This window comes from Aminobacter sp. P9b, from assembly GCF_045345995.1.
GTDB classification, from domain to species: Bacteria; Pseudomonadota; Alphaproteobacteria; order Rhizobiales; family Rhizobiaceae; genus Aminobacter; species Aminobacter niigataensis.
Genome location: NZ_CP150082.1, coordinates 3,473,218 through 3,490,706 on the forward strand (window position 1 = coordinate 3,473,218; position 17,489 = coordinate 3,490,706).

Consider the following 17,489-nt stretch of genomic DNA (forward strand, 5'->3'; position numbering starts at 1 on the left):
TATCGATGGCCTATGAAGCCAGAGGCCTTTCCGGCGCCACGGCGATGATCGCCAGCCATGGCTTGACGCTTACTGCAGAACACAGTGTCTACACGCTCCTGTCGAAAGACGGCGATGTGCTCGCTGGAAACGCGGGCTTTGCCGACGTCCCGTTGGGCTTGTCTACGCGGACGCCGACCTATCACAACGAGTCACTCGCAAACTACCGGCTGTTTCGCGAAGAACTGGGCGACGGCTACAATCTTGTCGCCGGCTTGAGCTACGACGACACCTACCGGCTGAGAAAGATCGCTCTCTTCAGCTTTGGCTGCGCAACAGCGATAGTCCTTGCCCTGGGCCTGGGAAGCGGCGCAGTGCTTGCATTTCGAACGCGTCGTCGCATTGCTGCTTTGTCAGACACGATGAAGGCCTTCGGAGCGGGAGAACTCACAACGCGTCTGCCGGTCTCCCCGCAAAATGACGACATCGACACACTGGCACGCGAGATCAACTCCACGCTGGTGCAATTGGAGTCGAGCATTGCTGCGATGAAGCAGGTTACGACCGACATCGCGCACGATCTAAAGACCCCGATTGGTCGGCTGCTGCTTTTGCTTGAAGCCGCTTTGGATAGCCCCGATCAGGCGTCGGCCGAGACGCATATTGCAACGGCAATGGACGAAGTCACGCAGATTGCCAATACCTTCGAGGCTCTCCTTCGAATTTCGCATATTTCATCCGGTGCGCGGACATCGAGGTTCGTCAGCCTGGATCCATACGAGATCATAAAGGACATATACGAAATCTATCAGCCAATAGCCGAGGATGCCGGGCGCTCCATGAATCTGGAGCCTGAAGATCGAGCCAGCAGGTTTGCAATCAGCGCCGATCGCGATCTACTGAGGCAGATGTGCGTCAACCTGGTGGTAAATGCCATTAGGCACACCCATGAAGGAGCCTCGATACGGCTCGGCGTCAGCTATGGCCACCGCTCCTGCTCCATCCTGATTGCGGACACCGGTCCGGGAATTCCAGCGGAAGAGCGACACAAGGTGTTCAAGCGCTTCTATCGGCTCGAGAAAAGCAGAACGACCGAGGGAACCGGCTTGGGTCTCAGCCTCGTGAAGGCGATATCCGATTTCCACGACGCCTCGATTTCGCTGGCCGACAACGCGCCTGGCCTCGTGGTCGAGATAAAATTCTCGCAAGCATAATACAGAAGAAAAATCTCCGCCCGTGGAGGTCAGTCACACGGGCGGATAATTATTCACGCTGTTTGAACGAGCAGCAGGTATCTGCCTGAACAAAGAGATATTGCAATACTAATTTTGAGCAGACCTGTTCCTAACTTTACAAAATTGTATTGTCGCAGGATAACCGTCCAAACAACTGAGCTTGGCATCGCAACGGCATTGCATTCGAATCGAACCTTTCAGATTCGCCACGGGCCTTGACGGTCCGACACCGGTTTCAGTCTGCTCTTTTGACAGTCGCATCGAAACAAGAACCAGGTTCCTTGGGCTTTCCCACCGGAGAATTGCGACAAAACTGCAACACATGAATGACGTCAAAACAACGGGATGTATTTCTTACAGATATTTAAAGTTGGCATCGGCTCGACGTAAAGCAGGTGCCTTCCTGATCATTTCGGTCGCTTGCATGCGACTTGCCAACAGAATTGAGAGGACGAAATGATTAGATCTTTGCTGCTTGCCACCGTCGCGGTCCCGACTCTATTGCAAGGCCAGGCATATGCTGCCGACGCTGTCGCTGTGGCAGACCCGGAACAGGCCGAATATGTGCGCGTTTGCGATGTCTATGGTCCGGGCTTCTTCTACTTGCCCGGCACCGAGACCTGCCTGCGTGTCTCGGGCTATGTCCGTTATGACATCGGTGTCGGCGAGCTTCTCGGTTCCGATGTCGATGGCGATGGAAACGGCGACACCTACTACAAGCGCGCGCGTGCTGCTCTGCAGACCGACGCCCGTTCGCAGACCGAGTTCGGCACTCTGCGGGCCTATATGCAGGTCAACTTCGACTACGACAGGGGCGGCGCAATCTGGAATTACGAAGATATTTCCGGAACTGGCAGTGCCATGTACATCAACCATGCCTATCTCGAGCTTGGCGGCTTCAGGGCAGGCATGACGGATTCGGTTTTCTCGACGTTCACCGACTACGCTGGAGACGTCATCAACGATTGGTTGCTGGGCTTCGGTCCTTTCCGCACCCAGCAGATTTCCTACACCTATACCGGCCCACTCGGGTTCGCCGCCACGATCGCTCTCGAAACGGGGTCCGGAACGAACGCTGTCGAAGATTACGTCCCGAACGTCGTCGCCGGCGGCTCGTTCACCCAGGGCTGGGGCAAGGTCGCCACGGTTGCCGCCTATGACAGCCGCAACGATGTGTGGGCAGGCAAGGCGCGGGTCGACGTCGATGTGACGGACACCATTTCGCTGTTTGGCATGGTCGGCTACAAGTCGGAGGCAGACACCCGCAACTACTACGGCAACTGGGGCGGTTCCTGGGCCGTCTGGGGCGGCGGTTCGGCCAAATTTGGCGAAAAGACACGCTTCAACGCACAACTCGCCTACGACGACGACAGCAATCTCGTGGCGGTCGCCAATGTGGCCTACACTCTGGTTGAGAACTTCGTCGTCACTCCCGAACTCGTCTATGCGGACAATCTGGACGATGCCGGCGACGGCTCTGTGAGCGGGTTCCTGCGCCTCCAGGCCTCATTCTAAACAGAAGACGGGGAGCAACTGCTCCCCGTCTTCGACAAGCAATTCTGGCGGGCGTCGTCGCGGCGCCCTGACCGCCCTCCGAGCCCAAAGGCCGTTCCAGCAATACGGAAAATTCAGCCTGCACGCTACGCAGGGCTTCGCCGCCGGCGTCGGCCCCTTCAGGAAATATAAACAGTTGCAGAACACAACTGGAACAGATAGCGTTTGTTCCGGGTTTGTTTTTCTTTTGATTCCTCAGGGGTGGCCATGCTGACGCGCAAACAACACGAGCTTCTGCTGTTCATTCACGAGCGGCTGAAGGAAGCAGGCATCCCGCCATCCTTCGACGAAATGAAGGAGGCGTTGGACCTCGCCTCCAAATCCGGCATCCATCGGCTGATCACGGCGCTCGAGGAGCGTGGTTTCATCCGCCGCCTGCCCAACCGGGCACGTGCGCTTGAAGTGCTGCGCCTGCCCGATTCGATCGCGCCCGGCCTCAACGCGGCACGAAAGTTCTCGCCGAGCGTCATCGAGGGCAGCCTTGGCCGTAAACCGGAGCCATCGCGATCGTTCTCGCACGGCAATGACGACGACGTCGGCGCGGCGGTCACCATACCGGTCATGGGGCGCATCGCCGCCGGTGTGCCGATCGACGCGATCCAGCACAAGACTCATTCGATTTCGGTGCCGCCGGATATGATCATGGGCGGCGAGCATTATGCGCTCGAGGTCAAGGGCGATTCGATGATCGAGGCCGGCATCTTCGACGGCGACACGGTCGTCATCCGCAGTTCCAATACCGCCAATCCCGGCGAGATCATCGTCGCATTGGTCGATGACGAGGAAGCAACCCTCAAGCGCTTCCGCCGCAAGGGCGCCTCGATCGCCCTGGAAGCCGCCAATCCGGCCTATGAAACCCGTATCTTCGGGCCTGACCGGGTCAAGGTGCAGGGTAAGCTCGTCGGGCTGATCCGCCGCTACTGATCCTTGCATGCATGTCGGGAGCGCATTGCGCGCGACCTACTGAGCTGGCGTTGCCGGCTCCGGTGCGCCCTGACGTTTACTTTCCCGCCGATAGGGCGGCAGTCCCCTCGCCTCGCGGGAGAATTCTCGTTGCGCATGCCAGGGCCGGTATGGCGTGGCCACAGCGTGGCGGATGTCGACCTGCTGAGGAACGCCTCCCCCGCCAGGCGTCAGGAATATCGCCGCACTTCCCAAGCGTGCCAATTCACGGCTGGTGAGAACGATCGCAGCTGAGTGCGTACACACGTTGACTGCAGTGGCGTCGTTGACGACAAGAAGGTCAGCGGTGGCACAGGCGCGCCTGGCGGCTACCGCGCTTTCTGCATGAGCAACCTGCACGCCCGAGGGGTGCTCGACGAGACACAAGCCGTCGGCGCAGGAAAAGGCAGTGCCACTGCCGGAAGGGCTTGCGACGCCTGGGCTGGTCGCATTGTTCCGCTTGCTCTGGTTCGCCGGCCCCAGGCGCGTGGGGCCGACCACGTCCTCGGTCACCAAGGCACGTTTCCAATTGTCGATTGTGAACTGGTTTGGCCGAGCACGATTGACTGCAAGCCTGCCTGCACCAACCGGTACGCCCATCAGGCGCGCGTCCTCCGAGACCAGCACGTCCGGCGCTTCCGCATTCATCAATGCCAGCAGGGCGAGAGCCGCAAGCGGCAGAGCGGCAACGCGCAGCCAGGTCGTGGCCATCGATGCGATGATCAGCGCCACCGTGACAAGGACGACCGAATGCGTCGACACCAGCCCGACCGCGTCGACAGGCGAGTGCTCGGAAAACCATTTGGCCAGCGCGATCATGGCCGTCAGGCCGGCACCCATCGTATCGAGGAAGATGCCATCGAGGCGGAACGGCATGAAGAGGCCGGCAAGCACGGCAAACGGCATGACCAGTACCGAGACGATCGGCATCACTGCCAGATTGGCGACAAGACTGAGCGGCGAGACGCGCTGGAAATGCCAGGCGCCGAAGACAGCAGTGGCAAGACCTGCGATCACCGAGGTCGCGGCAAGCCCGACCGCCATCGTAGCCAACCAGCGCCACAGCTTTGAGGGCATCGACCGCTGGATGGCCGGTTGAGCTTGCTGCTCACGCCGATCGGACCACCAGGCATAGGCGCCGACAAGTGCTGCAGTCGCGGCAAACGACATCTGGAAGCTCGGGCCGACCACCTCGTGCGGCGAGATGACGATGACCACGATGGCCGAGATCGCCAGATTGCGCATGGTCAAGGAGGCCCTGTCGAACAGCACCGCCGTCAGCATCACAGCCAGCATGATGAAGCTGCGTTGCGCTGCGACCTCCGCCCCGGAAACGAACAGATAGCCCGCTGTCGCGGCCAAGGCGGCGCTTGCCGCGTATTTCTTCACCGGACGATGCGAGGAGAAGGCTGGAAAGGCGGCGAAGCCCAGCCGCATCAGCAACATCACCGTGCCGGCGACCATCGCCATGTGCAGGCCCGAGATCGAAATGATGTGGTAGAGGCCGGTGCGCCGCAGCGCCTCGTTGACGTCTTCCGGGATGCCGCCACGCACGCCGACGACCAGCGCCGCAGCAATTTCCCCTTCAGCACCACCGATGCGATCGCGAATGCGCTGGGCGATGCGGTCGCGCGCGTTTTCCACCCAGGCTGATGCCTGGCCCACGGCCGATGGCGGCTTAGCAGCAGCGGCAAGCTCCGGACCCTTCATGAAAAAGCCGCTGGCGCCGATGCCATCGAAATAGCTTTCGAAGGAGAAGTCGTAGCTTCCCGGGCGCACCGGGCCTGACGGCGGCATCAGCCTGGCGTAGCCTGTCACTTGCGAACCGGCCCTCACGCCTTCGGGGACCTTGCGGGCGATGAGCCGCACGCGATCCGGCGCATAGCGCAACACCGGCCGTTCGGTCGCCAGGATATCGAGGGTCAGGCGCAGACGGCCGTTGTCGAGGGTATCTATCTCGACTACCCGCCCTGTGATGCCGGCCGATATCGCCGCGCCGAGCATCTTGGTTGCCATCCGTTCCGTTTCAATCTTGGCAATGGCCATGCCGAGCAGGCAGATGGCCGCAGCAGCAAGCGCGTAATAAGCCAGCCTGTTCGTACGCGTCAGAAATGCGAGCACAGCCAATAGCGCGAAGGCTGCGGCCAGCGGTACAAGGGGCGGTTCGGCACGAAAGCTGAAATAGGCAAGCGCCCCGATCGCCAGAAAGACCGGCACGAGCAGGAATGCGGCGCCACGATCGAGTTCGGTTTCGATAGCCACGCGAGTGGCTCGCATGGACGAGCGGAGAGCGGCACCTTGGTCCGACCATGGCGACGACCGGGGAAAATAGTGCCGTGGCGCCCGCGGCGAGGCGTCGCCCGGGGCATCAACCTCAAGCGCGCTCGGCCGTGCCCATGCCACGGCGGGCGCAACGGGGCCGCCCAGCAACGCGCGCTCGCTGGTCTCGACCACCGGAATGTTACCGGATTCCCCCTCCCGCACGCGGTCGCCCATCGGGCCTGCCTCTTGCGCCCCAGACCTTCTATGCTACATCAACGCCACCGAAACGCCATGCGCCGCCGGTCTTCGGCCAAGCGCGCTATGCCTCCCTTGGAAATCGCCATGTCCGTCGTCACCCGCTTCGCCCCCTCGCCCACCGGCTACCTGCACATCGGTGGTGCGCGCACGGCTCTCTTCAACTGGCTCTATGCCCGCCACACCGGCGGCACCATGCTGCTGCGCATCGAGGACACCGACCGCGAGCGCTCGACCGATGCTGCCACCGCGGCAATTCTCGAGGGCCTCACCTGGCTCGGCCTGACCTGGGAGGGCGAGCCGACCTCGCAATTCGAGCGCGCGCCGCGCCACCGCGAGGTCGCCGAGGAGCTCGTCCGCATGGGCAAGGCTTATTACTGCTACGCTTCGCAGGACGAGCTGACCGAAATGCGCGAGAAGGCCCGCGCCGAAGGCCGTCCGCCGCGCTACGATGGGCGCTGGCGCGACCGCGATCCGGCGGAAGCCCCGGCAGGCGTGAAGCCGGTGATCCGCATCAAGGCGCCGACAGAGGGCGAGACGCTGGTGCGTGACCGCGTGCAGGGCGACGTGCGCTTTCCCAACAAGGATCTCGACGATTTCATCATCCTGCGCTCGGATGGCGTGCCGACCTACATGCATGCCGTCGTCGTCGACGACCATGACATGGGCGTCACCCACATCATCCGCGGCGACGACCACCTGACCAACGCCGCGCGCCAGACGATCATCTATGTCGCCATGGGCTGGGATGTGCCTGTCATGGCCCACATCCCGCTGATCCATGGTGCCGACGGCGCAAAGCTGTCCAAGCGCCATGGCGCGCTTGGTGTCGATGCCTATCGCGCCATGGGCTACCTGCCCGAGGCATTGCTCAACTATCTCGCCCGCCTCGGCTGGAGCCATGGCGACGACGAGGTGATGAGCATCGAGGACATGATCCGCTGGTTCGAGATCGAGGACGTCAACAAGGGTGCGGCGCGCTTCGACTTCGCCAAGCTCGAGGCGCTGAACGGCGTCCACATGCGCCAGATGGACGACAGGAAGCTGTTCGACATCTTTGTGGCGACCTTGCCCTACCTGCCCGGCGGCGATGCGATCCTCGCCAGGCTCGACGACAAGCGCAAGGCGCAGCTGCTGGCCGCCATGCCCGGTCTCAAGGAGCGCGCCAAGACGCTGATCGAGCTTGCGGATGGCGCAGGCTTCCTGGTTGCCGAGCGTCCCTTGCCTCTCGACGACAAGGCGGCAGCGCTTCTGGCCGGTCCGGCCAAGGATGTGCTCAAGGGCGCGCACGCGGCGCTGGCCGGCGTCAACGAGGACTGGAACGCCGCTTCGGCGGAGGCAGCGATCCGCGAATTTGCCGGGCGCGAGAACGTCAAGTTGGGAGCCGTCGCACAGCCCTTGCGTGCAGCCCTGACGGGCAAAAGCACGTCTCCCGGCGTGTTCGATGTGTTGGCCGTCCTGGGGCGCGACGAAAGTCTAGCCCGCATTTCCGATCAAATCGATTAGGTCAGCAGTGCTTTCCTAGTTTTGCATTGAAATGAGGCTATTGCGGTGCAACATTGCGGCAACAGGTCAATTTGAAAGCAGCGGGGAAGCTGGGGGCTCGGACATTCCGGGCCTAACGGGTTGCCTTGTTATGAAGATTGCGCCGCCCAGGGCGGCAACTCAGCACTAAGGAGTATGCGATGACTGATTCGACCGCCAAACTGGAGTTCCGCGGCCAGACCCACGAGTTCAAGGTGCGCGCCGGAACGGTCGGACCAGATGTGATCGACATCGCATCGCTCTACGCCACCACCGGCGCTTTCACCTACGACCCCGGCTTCACCTCGACGGCGAGCTGCGAGTCGGAGATCACCTTCATCGATGGCGATGCCGGCATCCTGCTGCACCGCGGCTATCCGATCGACCAGTTGGCCGAGCACGGCGACTTCCTCGAGGTCTGCTACCTCCTGCTCTATGGCGAACTGCCGACCAAGTCCCAGAAGGACGACTTCGACCATCGCGTCACGCGCCACACCATGGTGCATGAGCAGATGTCGCGCTTCTTCACCGGTTTCCGCCGCGACGCGCACCCGATGGCTGTCATGTGCGGCGTGGTCGGCGCCCTGTCGGCCTTCTATCACGACTCGACCGATATCTCGGATCCGCACCAGCGCATGGTCGCTTCGATCCGCCTGATCGCCAAGATGCCGACGATCGCGGCGATGGCCTACAAGTATCATATCGGCCAGCCCTTCGTTTACCCCAAGAACGAGCTGAACTTCGCGGCCAACTTCCTGCACATGTGCTTTGCCGTGCCGTGCGAGGAGTACAAGGTCAATCCGGTGCTCGCCCGCGCCATGGAGCGCATCTTCATCCTCCATGCCGACCACGAGCAGAACGCCTCGACCTCGACCGTGCGCCTCGCCGGTTCCTCGGGCGCCAACCCGTTCGCCTGCATCGCCGCCGGCATTGCCTGCCTGTGGGGTCCGGCCCATGGCGGCGCCAATGAAGCGGCGCTCAACATGCTGAGCGAAATCGGCCATGTCGACCGCATTCCGGAGTTCGTCGCCCGCGCCAAGGACAAGAACGATCCGTTCCGCCTGATGGGCTTCGGCCACCGCGTCTACAAGAACTACGATCCCCGCGCCAAGATCATGCAGAAGACCACGCATGAAGTGCTCGGCGAGCTCGGCATCAAGGACGATCCGATGCTGGACGTCGCAATGGAGCTCGAGCGCATCGCGCTAACCGACGAATACTTCATCGAAAAGAAGCTCTACCCGAACATCGACTTCTACTCGGGCATCACGCTGAAGGCGCTGGGCTTCCCCACGACCATGTTCACAGTGCTGTTCGCGCTCGCCCGCACCGTCGGCTGGATCGCACAGTGGAAGGAAATGATCGAGGATCCGCGCCAGAAGATCGGCCGTCCGCGCCAGCTCTACACCGGTGCTGCCGAGCGCGACTATCTGCCGATCGCCAAGCGCTAAGCGCCAAGCGAAACGAATTGAACAACGCCCGCCAAGCTCTTGCCTGACGGGCGTTTTTTTCATTTATAGATGTGCTTGAGGACGGCTTCGGCGGCAAGTTCGCCGGAGGGGCGATCGGTCGTCATGCGCCGGAGGATCTCGGCAAAGCCTTCCTTCTGCCAGCGCCTGATGCCGCTGTCGGCGAACAGGCCCTCGATGTGACGCGCCATCCATTGCGGGCGCACATACTGGTTGTAGGCTTCGAACACCACCGGCCTGTCGGCGATCAGGTTGGGCAGCGACGCGCTCCAGACGGTGATCAGCCTCTGCACCACGCGCATGAAGGTGTCGAGCTTGTAGTTCGACATCATCGGTACGCCGGCGAGCGCAAGCTCCAGCGACACCGTTCCCGACGCTATCAGCGCCGCATCGGCCTCGCCGAAGGCCTGCCATTTGCGCTGTGGGTCGAGGATGATCTCGGGTTTTTCCGGCCAGTCGGAGACGGCGTCTTCGACCAGGCTGGCTACATGTGGAACTGTCGGCAGCAGCAGGCGCATGCGGTGACCGCGTGCGCGCAGGATCGAAACGGTCTCGCCAAACGGGCCGATCAGGCCGCGCACCTCGCTGCGGCGCGAGCCCGGCAGCAGCAGAAGCGTCTTTTCGCGGTCGGGCGAAAGAGCGCCCTTGCCTTCCTGCATGGCGGCTGCGACCGCAATACCGGGATCGCTGACCAGTCGGTGGCCGACGAAAGTGCCGTGCGGGCCGCCCAGCCTCGCAAGCTCGGCGGGTTCGAAGGGCAGGATGCAAAGCACTTCATCGACATGCGGTTTCATCGCCTTGGCCCGACCCGGCCGCCACGCCCACACGCTCGGGCAGATGTAATGGACGATCGGAATCCCAGGCGCGAGCGCGCGAACCTTCCTGGCCACGCGCAGCGAAAAATCCGGGCTGTCGATAGTGATGAGGCAATCCGGCTTTTCGGCAGCTACGAGGCGCGCCGTCTGGCCGATCCGCCGCATCAGGCGCGGCAGGTCGCGGACGATCGCCGTCAGTCCCATCAGCGCGATCTCGCTGGCATCGAACAGCGGCGAAAGCCCCAGTTGCTGCAAATGCCGGCCGCCGGTGCCGACCAGCCTGACCTCGCGGCCGGTCAGTCGCTGCAGGGCTCGCACCAGGTCGGCGCCCAGGAGGTCGCCCGACTCTTCGCCGGCGACGATGGCGATCTTGAGCAGCGGCTGAGTCATTTGTTGCCCCTCTCACTCGTCAGGCCAACAACGAAGAGGCCGAGCCGATCGGCACGTTCCACGACCTCACCGACATCAAGCACGAAGGAGCGTCCAGCTTCGACACCAATTCCGGCCAGGCCCGCAGCGTGTGCCGCATCCACCGTTGCGGGACCGATGGTCGGCAGGTCGGCGCGCATTTCCTGGCCGGGCTTGGCACATTTGACCAGGACGCCGCGCTTGCGGCCGGAGATACGACCGTTGTTGCGCAGGTCACGGACACGTTCGAGCAGAAGATCGGTTCCCTCGATGCCTTCAAGGGCGATGGCCCGTCCGCCTATGGCGACGGCGGCCTGGCCGATGTCGAGCGCCCCGATGGCGCCTGCGGCCTCCAAGCCTGCGCGGAGGTCGGCCCAATCGCCGTCCTTGGGCGCAAGCCCGCCGATCCTGCCTTCTATGGCAAGCAAGTCCGGCACGACCTGATGCGCACCCACGACCTTGATGCCGTTGTCCTCGATCAGGTCGACCAATATGCGAAGCAAGCCGTCGTCGCCGCGTGCAAAACCGGCCAGCGCCCGCGGCAGGATGCGAAGAAGCGAAACGCTCGGGCGGATGGCGCGCCAGGCCGGACGGCGGCTGATGCCACCGGCGAGCACGAGATGGGTGATGCGCTCGCGCTTGAGCAGCGGCACAAGTGCTGCGAACTGCTCGATCGCCAGCACCTTGCCGTCATAGCTCCACAGGCTGGTGCCGGGATCGGTCTCGCCTTCGATCAGTACGATGAATGGCGCGTGTCCCGTCTCGGCCAGGCTGTCGGCCACATTGACGGGAAGGCGGCCGCTGCCGGCAACGACAGCGACCCGGTCGGCCGCGGAAAGGACTATCTTCTTTCCGCCCTCAGCTTTCGTCATCGGCGGCGTCGTCGGAGACGGCGGTTCGGAGCGGCGGCACCGTGAAATGGCGCTTGCCCCGTGCCTGGATGAAATCGAGCATGTCGCGCACGATGGCCGAGCCCTGGAATTCGCGTTCGACAGCCGGAATGTTCTCGGCCACTGCGCGTGCGGGGTCGAAGATCATCTTGTAGGCCTTGCGCAGCGCAAAGATTTCGGCGCGCGGCAGGCCTGAGCGCTTCATGCCGATGACGTTGAGCCCGCGCAGCCGGGCGCGATTGCCCATCACCATGCCATAGGGAATGATGTCGCCGTCGATGATGGCAGCACCGCCAGCGAAGGCATGATGGCCGATACGCGTCATCTGGTGGACCGCGCACAACCCGCCAAGCGTCACGTTGTTGCCGACCTCGACATGGCCGCCAAGCGTCGCGACATTGGCCATGGTGACATTGTCACCGACGATGCAGTCATGAGCGATGTGCGCATAGGCGAGAAACAGCCCGTTATCGCCGACAGTGGTGGCGCCACGGCTGGTGTCGGTGCCAAGATGCATGGTCACGCCTTCGCGGATCGTGCAGTTCTTGCCGACGACCAGCGTCGTGCGGCCACCCTTGTGCTTGTTGTTCTGCGGTGCTGCGCCGAGCGTCGCCTGCGGGAAGACCTTGCAGCCTTCACCAAGGGTGGTTGCGCCCATAATGGCAACGTGGCTGATCAGTTCAACGCGATCGCCGATGACGGCGTCGGCGCTGACATGGCAGAACGGCCCGATGCGGACGCCCGCGCCCAGCTTTGCGCCAGTTTCGACGACGGCGGCGGGATGGATGAAAGTTTCGGTCTGCATGAAAGGTCTTGCTATTCCTTCGGCACCATCATCGCAGCCACCTCGGCCTCGGCCACGGTGACGCCATCGACCTGCGCATCGCAGGCGAACTTGAGGATATTGCCGCGCTTCTTGATCTTCTTGACGTGAATTCTGAGCTGGTCGCCAGGCACGACCGGCTTGCGGAACTTGGCCGCATCGACAGTCATCAGGTAGACCAGCGACGGGCTTTCGTCGACCACCAGGCGCAGGCAGATCGCGCCGGCGGTCTGCGCCATCGCTTCGATGATCAGCACGCCCGGCATCACCGGCTGGCCGGGGAAATGGCCCTGGAAATGCGGCTCGTTGAAAGTGACGTTCTTGATGCCAACAGCTGAATCGTCGCCGTCGATGTCGACGATACGGTCGATCAGCAGGAACGGATAGCGATGTGGCAAAAGCTTGAACAGGCCGAGAATGTCGACGGATTCGAGCGTCTTGGTCGTCTGGTCAGTCATTGCCCCCACCGTCCTTCTTTGTCTTGGCCATCTTCTTGAGCCATGCGAACTCGCGCATCGCATCCTTCATCGGCTTGGCCGGAAAACCGGCCCAGATCTCGCCTGCAGGCACGTCATGCATGAAGCCGCTGCGCGCCGCCAGCCTGGCCCCTGCGCCGACCGTCAGATGGTCTGCAAGCCCGACGCCGCCGCCCATCATGACATTGTCGCCAACGGTGACCGAGCCCGAAATACCCGTTAGACCGGCGATGACGCAATTGCGGCCAATGCGCACGTTGTGGGCGATCTGGACGAGATTGTCGATCTTGGTGTTTTCGCCGATGATCGTATCGGCCATGGCGCCGCGGTCGACCGTCGAGTTGGCGCCGATCTCGACATTGTCCTGGATGATGACCCGGCCGATTTGCGGAATGCGTTCCGGTCCGCGCGCGCCACCCGCGAAACCAAAACCGTCCTGGCCGATACGGGCGCCGGCATGGATGATGACTCCGTTGCCGATCAGCGCATACTGGATTGAACTATGCGGGCCGATGTAGCAATCGCGCCCCACCTGTGAGGAACGGCCGATCACGGCATTGGCCGCGACGACCGTGCCGGCGCCGACACCTGCCTTGGGTCCGATGACCGCACCGGCCTCGATGATCGCGCCCGTCTCGACATGGGCGGTGGGATCGATATGCGCAAAGGGCGAAATGCCTGCTTCACCGGTCGCACCGACCGGGCGCTCGGCGTCAGGATAAAGCAGTCGGCCGATGCGTGCGAAAGCCTGCTGCGGACGTGGCGTCACCAGGACGGCAATACCATCGGGCACAAGGCCGACAACATCAGGCGTGCAAAGCACGGCTGCCGCATGAAGCGTCGGCAACGACGCGCCGTTGCGCTTGCCATCGACGAACACCAAGGCACCTTCGCCGCCAGCAGAAGCAGACGCGATGGTTGAAATCTCAATGTGGGAATGGCCGGGATCGGCGAGCACGGCCCCGGTAAGCCCGGCCACCTCGCCAACCGAATAGCGGCGCGACGGCACAAAAAATACCGGATCCGTCATGAAATGCTGTTCCAGCTAGGCCGGGGCCTTCCGGGCCATGATGGCCCGGAAGCGTCGTTCCGCCAAATTAGAAGCGGGTCGAGATGCCGAAGTTGAATTCCTGCGTGTCGTCCGTGTCTTCCTTCTGGACCGGCACCGCATAGTCGATGCGAAGCGGACCGAAGGGCGACGCCCAGAGCAGGCCGATGCCCACCGAAGCGCGCCACTGCATGTCGGTCGAGACCAGGTTCGCCACGTTGTCGACCTTGCTGCCGTAAAGCGTAGCCGCATCGGCAAACACCGCGCCACGCAGACCAAAGCTCTCCGGCACGACCGGGATCGGGAACTGGGCTTCTGCCGACGCATTGAAATACGTCGTACCGCCGAGGTGATCGTCAGTGGCGTCGTCAAACGGACCAATGCCGTTGTACTTGAAGCCGCGGATCATGCGGTCGTTGTTCTTGAAGTGGTCGAACACACGCAGGCCATCGTCGCCGAAGCCCTGGATGTGACCGCCACCCGCCGAAACGAGACCGACGATGTCGAGTTCTTCGGACAGCGTCTGGTAGTAGCTGCCGCGACCGGTGAACTTGACGAACTTGGCGTCGCCACCGAGGCCTGCCACCTCGGTCGTGAAGTTGGCGTAGATACCACCATGCGGGTTCTTCATGTCGTCGATGGTGTTGTACACCAGCGTACCGCTGACCGACGACTTGATCCACGGGCTGTCTGCGACACCGTCGACAATAGCCTGCGAGACATTGCAGGTGCCGTCCGGGAGGCCATCACCATTGGTATCGCATTCGTCCGACAGCTCGTACTTCTCCTGCGAGAGGTTGTACGCCAACTGCGTCGAGATGTTGTCCGTGATCGGCAGGCCGAAGCGGATGGTGCCGCCCGTGACGTCGCTGTTGTATTCGTCGTAGTCGCGCGTCTGGCGGAACACGTCGAAACCGGCAGCGATACGGCGACCGAGGAAGTACGGCTCGGTGAACGAGAAGCTGTAGTCACGCGAATTCTTGCCGCCACCAGCGGAGAACTTGATGAACTGGCCACGACCGAGGAAGTTGCGCTCGGTGATCGAGCCTTCCACCGACGGGCCGGCATTGTCGCCACCGGTCGAATAGCCGGCGCCGATCGAGAACTCACCGGTCGACTTCTCGACCAGGTCGACAACCAGCACGACCTGGTCGGGCTGCGAACCGGGAGCGGTGGAGACTTCGACGCGCTCGAAGAAGTTCAGCGCCTCGAGGCGCTTCTTCGCGCGCTGGATAAGCACCTGGTTGAAGGCATCGCCTTCGCTGACGTCGAATTCGCGACGGATCACGAAGTCGCGGGTGCGCTCGTTGCCGCGGATCTCGATGCGCTCGACATAAGCCTTGGCGCCCTGATCGACCGTGTAGACGACCGAGATCGTGCGGTTTTCGAAGTTGCGGTCACCGCGCGGCGTCACCTTGGCGAAGGCATAGCCCTTGCCGGCAACGTTTTCGGTGATCCCGATGATCGAATCTTCGACGTCCTTGGCGTTGTAGGTGTCGCCCTTGCGCGTCTCGACCAGCGACTGCAGCGTCGCGCCGTCGATCTCGGGGATCGTGCTCTCGACCGTGACGTCGCCGAACGTATAGCGCTGGCCTTCGTCGACGGTGATCGTGATGGTGTACTGGTTGGTCGCTTCGTCAAGCTCGCCAAAGGCGGAAACGACCTGGAAGTCGGCGTAGCCGTGATTGAAGTAGAAGCGGCGCAGCGCCTCTTCGTCGGCGCGGAGACGATCCTCGTCATAGATATCGTCACGCAGCATGAACGACAGGAACGACGAGCGCTTGGTCGAGATCACATCCGCAAGGCGGCGGTCGCCATAGGCGTCGTTGCCAACGAAATTGACCGCGGCGATCTTGGTGCGGCCGCCTTCGTTGATCTCGAACACCACGTTCACGCGGTTTTCGCCAAGGTCCATGACATTGGTGCCAACGGTGACATCGTCACGGCCGACGCGCTTGTAGGCTTCCTTGATCGCCTGGGCGTCAGCTTCGAGCGCTGCCTGCGAGAACGCACCACGCGGCTTGAGCTGAACGGCACCGCCGAGTGCCGCGTCCTTGAGCTTCTTGTTGCCCTGGAACAGCACGTTGTTGACGACCTGGTATTCGGAAACCTGAACCACCAGGGTCGAACCGACCTGGTTGATACGGACATCGGAGAACAGGCCACTGCCGAACAGCGCCTTCACGGCCTCGTCGATATCGGCATTCGAAAACGACTTGCCCGGCTTAATGGAAATGTAGTTGCGAACGGTGTCCGCATCGACGCGCTGGTTGCCGCGCACCTCGACCCGGCTGACCACCGCCGCCTCTGCGGCGGACACGGCAACAAACTGGACCGCCACTGCGCCAGGAATGGCCAGTGCGGCGGACAGAGCCACCGCGGACGCGGCGCTCGCAAACTTCAATGCTGCCTTCATCGGGCTATATAACCTTTTTCTCGAAGTCCCCACGGCGAGAAAACCGGACGTCGCGGTAAATTTCCCATACCGTAATAACCGGATTTTCCCTACACGCAAGGCTTCTAGTTAATTTGTATTTACTTACCCTGCGAGCGTGACTTTCGCGTCACTCATATCGCCCCGGATGGTAAACGCTCCCTCAACGGGCCCCCTGCCCGTTCCGAATTTCTTAATGATTTCAGCAGCCAAACAGGTCGTTCCAGAAAACGAAACCCATGAAGGCAAGAACCAGAATCATCCCCACACGATAGACCGCCTCCATTGCCCGTTCCGAAACGGGACGGCGGATCACTGCCTCGACGGCATAGAACGCGAGATGGCCGCCGTCCAGCGGAGGAATCGGCAATAAGTTAAGAAAGCCGATGCCGACCGACAACAACGCCACCAGTTGAACCAGCCACATGAAGCCCAACTGGGCTGCCTTGCCTGCCATGTCGGCAATCTTGACCGGTCCGCCAAGCTGACACTTGTCTTCGCGGCCGACCACGAATCGCTTCAGGAACTGGCCGGTTCGCTGGATGATGTGGCCCGTCTCGGAAACCGCCTGAACGAAGGCTCCGCCCGGGCTGTAACTGATCAGCCGCGGCTGGCCCAGTTCCTCGTTGTTGACCACCCCGATGACGGCCACCTTGACCGAATTGCCGAGCGCATCCTTCTGCTCCATCATCTCCGGCGTGGCCGTAAGCGCGATCTCCTTGCCGTCGCGCATCATAACGAAGGCAATCGCATCGCCGCCCCGGCCTGAGACCAGCCGCTGGACGTCGGAGAAGGTTTCCACCGGCTTGCCATCGACGCTGACGAATCGGTCGCCCGGCAGGATGCCGGCGTTGGCGGCCGGGCTTGCCGCCCTCACTTCCGCCACGGTCGGCTCCATGACGTAGCGGCCATAGGCCGAAAACAGCACGGTAAAGACCGCGATCGTGAGAAGGAAATTGAACAGAGGACCTGCAACGACAGTTGCAGCGCGCTTCCAGACCGGCTGGGTGTGGAAGGCTATCTTATGCTCCGCCGGGCTGAGATTGTCGTCCTCGGCGCCTGCCGGCTTGCTGGTGACGCTCATGTCGCCGACAAACTTGACATAGCCGCCCAGCGGTATCGCACAGAGCTTCCAGCGCGTGCCGCGACGGTCGTTGAAGCCGAGCAGCTCCGGCCCAAAACCGATCGAGAAGGCCTTCACGCCGATGCCGCACCAGCGGCCGACGAGGTAGTGGCCCATCTCGTGTACGAATACGACGATGGTCAGCACGAACAGGAACGGCACGATGGTGCCGATCAAAAGGCCGTCCGTGCTCAGGAAGGCGGGAAGATACTCGTTCAAATCAAGTCCTCAACCAGTACCATCGAGCCCCAT

13 protein-coding genes are annotated in these 17,489 nt (G+C 62.3%); 5 read left to right on the forward strand and 8 right to left on the reverse strand.

What is annotated here, in order from left to right; all coding sequences use genetic code 11:
• The first annotated feature begins 5 nt into the window (after positions 1-5).
• The 3 genes from WHT83_RS17095 to lexA all read left to right on the forward strand — a co-directional run bounded on the left by WHT83_RS17095 (position 6) and on the right by lexA (position 3,692).
• Positions 6-1,193 (forward strand): HAMP domain-containing sensor histidine kinase, encoded by a 1,188-nt coding sequence (locus WHT83_RS17095; protein WP_183260902.1) that lies wholly within the window; start codon positions 6-8, stop codon positions 1,191-1,193.
• 477 nt (positions 1,194-1,670) lie between these two features.
• Positions 1,671-2,729, forward strand: coding sequence for a porin (locus WHT83_RS17100; protein ID WP_406871842.1), 1,059 nt, complete (start codon positions 1,671-1,673; stop codon positions 2,727-2,729).
• A 246-nt stretch (positions 2,730-2,975) separates the two neighbouring features.
• Positions 2,976-3,692: a transcriptional repressor LexA gene (gene lexA / locus WHT83_RS17105; RefSeq protein WP_108608010.1), complete on the forward strand. Its 717-nt coding sequence runs from the start codon at positions 2,976-2,978 to the stop codon at positions 3,690-3,692.
• Between the two features lie 36 nt (positions 3,693-3,728).
• Here the strand turns inward: lexA and WHT83_RS17110 are convergent, their stop codons facing one another.
• The gene (locus tag WHT83_RS17110) at positions 3,729-5,972 is read right to left on the reverse strand and encodes a ComEC/Rec2 family competence protein (protein ID WP_406871843.1); all 2,244 of its coding nucleotides are present in this window, start codon (positions 5,970-5,972) and stop codon (positions 3,729-3,731) included.
• 336 nt (positions 5,973-6,308) lie between these two features.
• Between WHT83_RS17110 and gltX the strand changes: the two genes are divergently transcribed.
• Together gltX and gltA are read left to right on the forward strand one after the other, a co-directional pair.
• Positions 6,309-7,733: a glutamate--tRNA ligase gene (gene gltX / locus WHT83_RS17115; protein WP_406874001.1), complete on the forward strand. Its 1,425-nt coding sequence runs from the start codon at positions 6,309-6,311 to the stop codon at positions 7,731-7,733.
• Between the two features lie 179 nt (positions 7,734-7,912).
• Positions 7,913-9,202, forward strand: a complete 1,290-nt coding sequence (gene gltA, locus WHT83_RS17120; RefSeq protein ID WP_108608008.1) for a citrate synthase — start codon at positions 7,913-7,915, stop codon at positions 9,200-9,202.
• A 59-nt stretch (positions 9,203-9,261) separates the two neighbouring features.
• On the opposite strand, the gene lpxB is transcribed toward gltA, so the two are convergent.
• From lpxB to rseP, 7 genes are all read right to left on the reverse strand, one after another.
• Entirely contained in the window at positions 9,262-10,425 is a 1,164-nt protein-coding gene (gene lpxB, locus WHT83_RS17125; RefSeq protein ID WP_406871844.1) for a lipid-A-disaccharide synthase, read from the reverse strand.
• A complete protein-coding gene (locus WHT83_RS17130; RefSeq protein ID WP_406871845.1) occupies positions 10,422-11,315 on the reverse strand; it encodes an LpxI family protein in 894 nt (297 codons plus the stop codon). Before WHT83_RS17130 ends, lpxB begins: the two co-directional genes overlap by 4 nt.
• Entirely contained in the window at positions 11,302-12,138 is an 837-nt protein-coding gene (lpxA, locus tag WHT83_RS17135; protein WP_108608005.1) for an acyl-ACP--UDP-N-acetylglucosamine O-acyltransferase, read from the reverse strand. Before lpxA ends, WHT83_RS17130 begins: the two co-directional genes overlap by 14 nt.
• Positions 12,139-12,149: 11 nt before the next feature.
• On the reverse strand, positions 12,150-12,614 hold the full coding sequence (fabZ, locus tag WHT83_RS17140; RefSeq protein ID WP_108608004.1) for a 3-hydroxyacyl-ACP dehydratase FabZ: 465 nt from the start codon (positions 12,612-12,614) through the stop codon (positions 12,150-12,152).
• Complete coding sequence (lpxD, locus tag WHT83_RS17145; protein ID WP_183260890.1) at positions 12,607-13,662, reverse strand: UDP-3-O-(3-hydroxymyristoyl)glucosamine N-acyltransferase; 1,056 nt, start codon at positions 13,660-13,662, stop codon at positions 12,607-12,609. Before lpxD ends, fabZ begins: the two co-directional genes overlap by 8 nt.
• Before the next feature lie 67 nt (positions 13,663-13,729).
• On the reverse strand, positions 13,730-16,096 hold the full coding sequence (bamA, locus tag WHT83_RS17150) for an outer membrane protein assembly factor BamA (RefSeq protein ID WP_406871846.1): 2,367 nt from the start codon (positions 16,094-16,096) through the stop codon (positions 13,730-13,732).
• 220 nt (positions 16,097-16,316) lie between these two features.
• Positions 16,317-17,456, reverse strand: coding sequence for an RIP metalloprotease RseP (rseP, locus tag WHT83_RS17155; RefSeq protein WP_108608001.1), 1,140 nt, complete (start codon positions 17,454-17,456; stop codon positions 16,317-16,319).
• Positions 17,457-17,489: the final 33 nt, after the last annotated feature.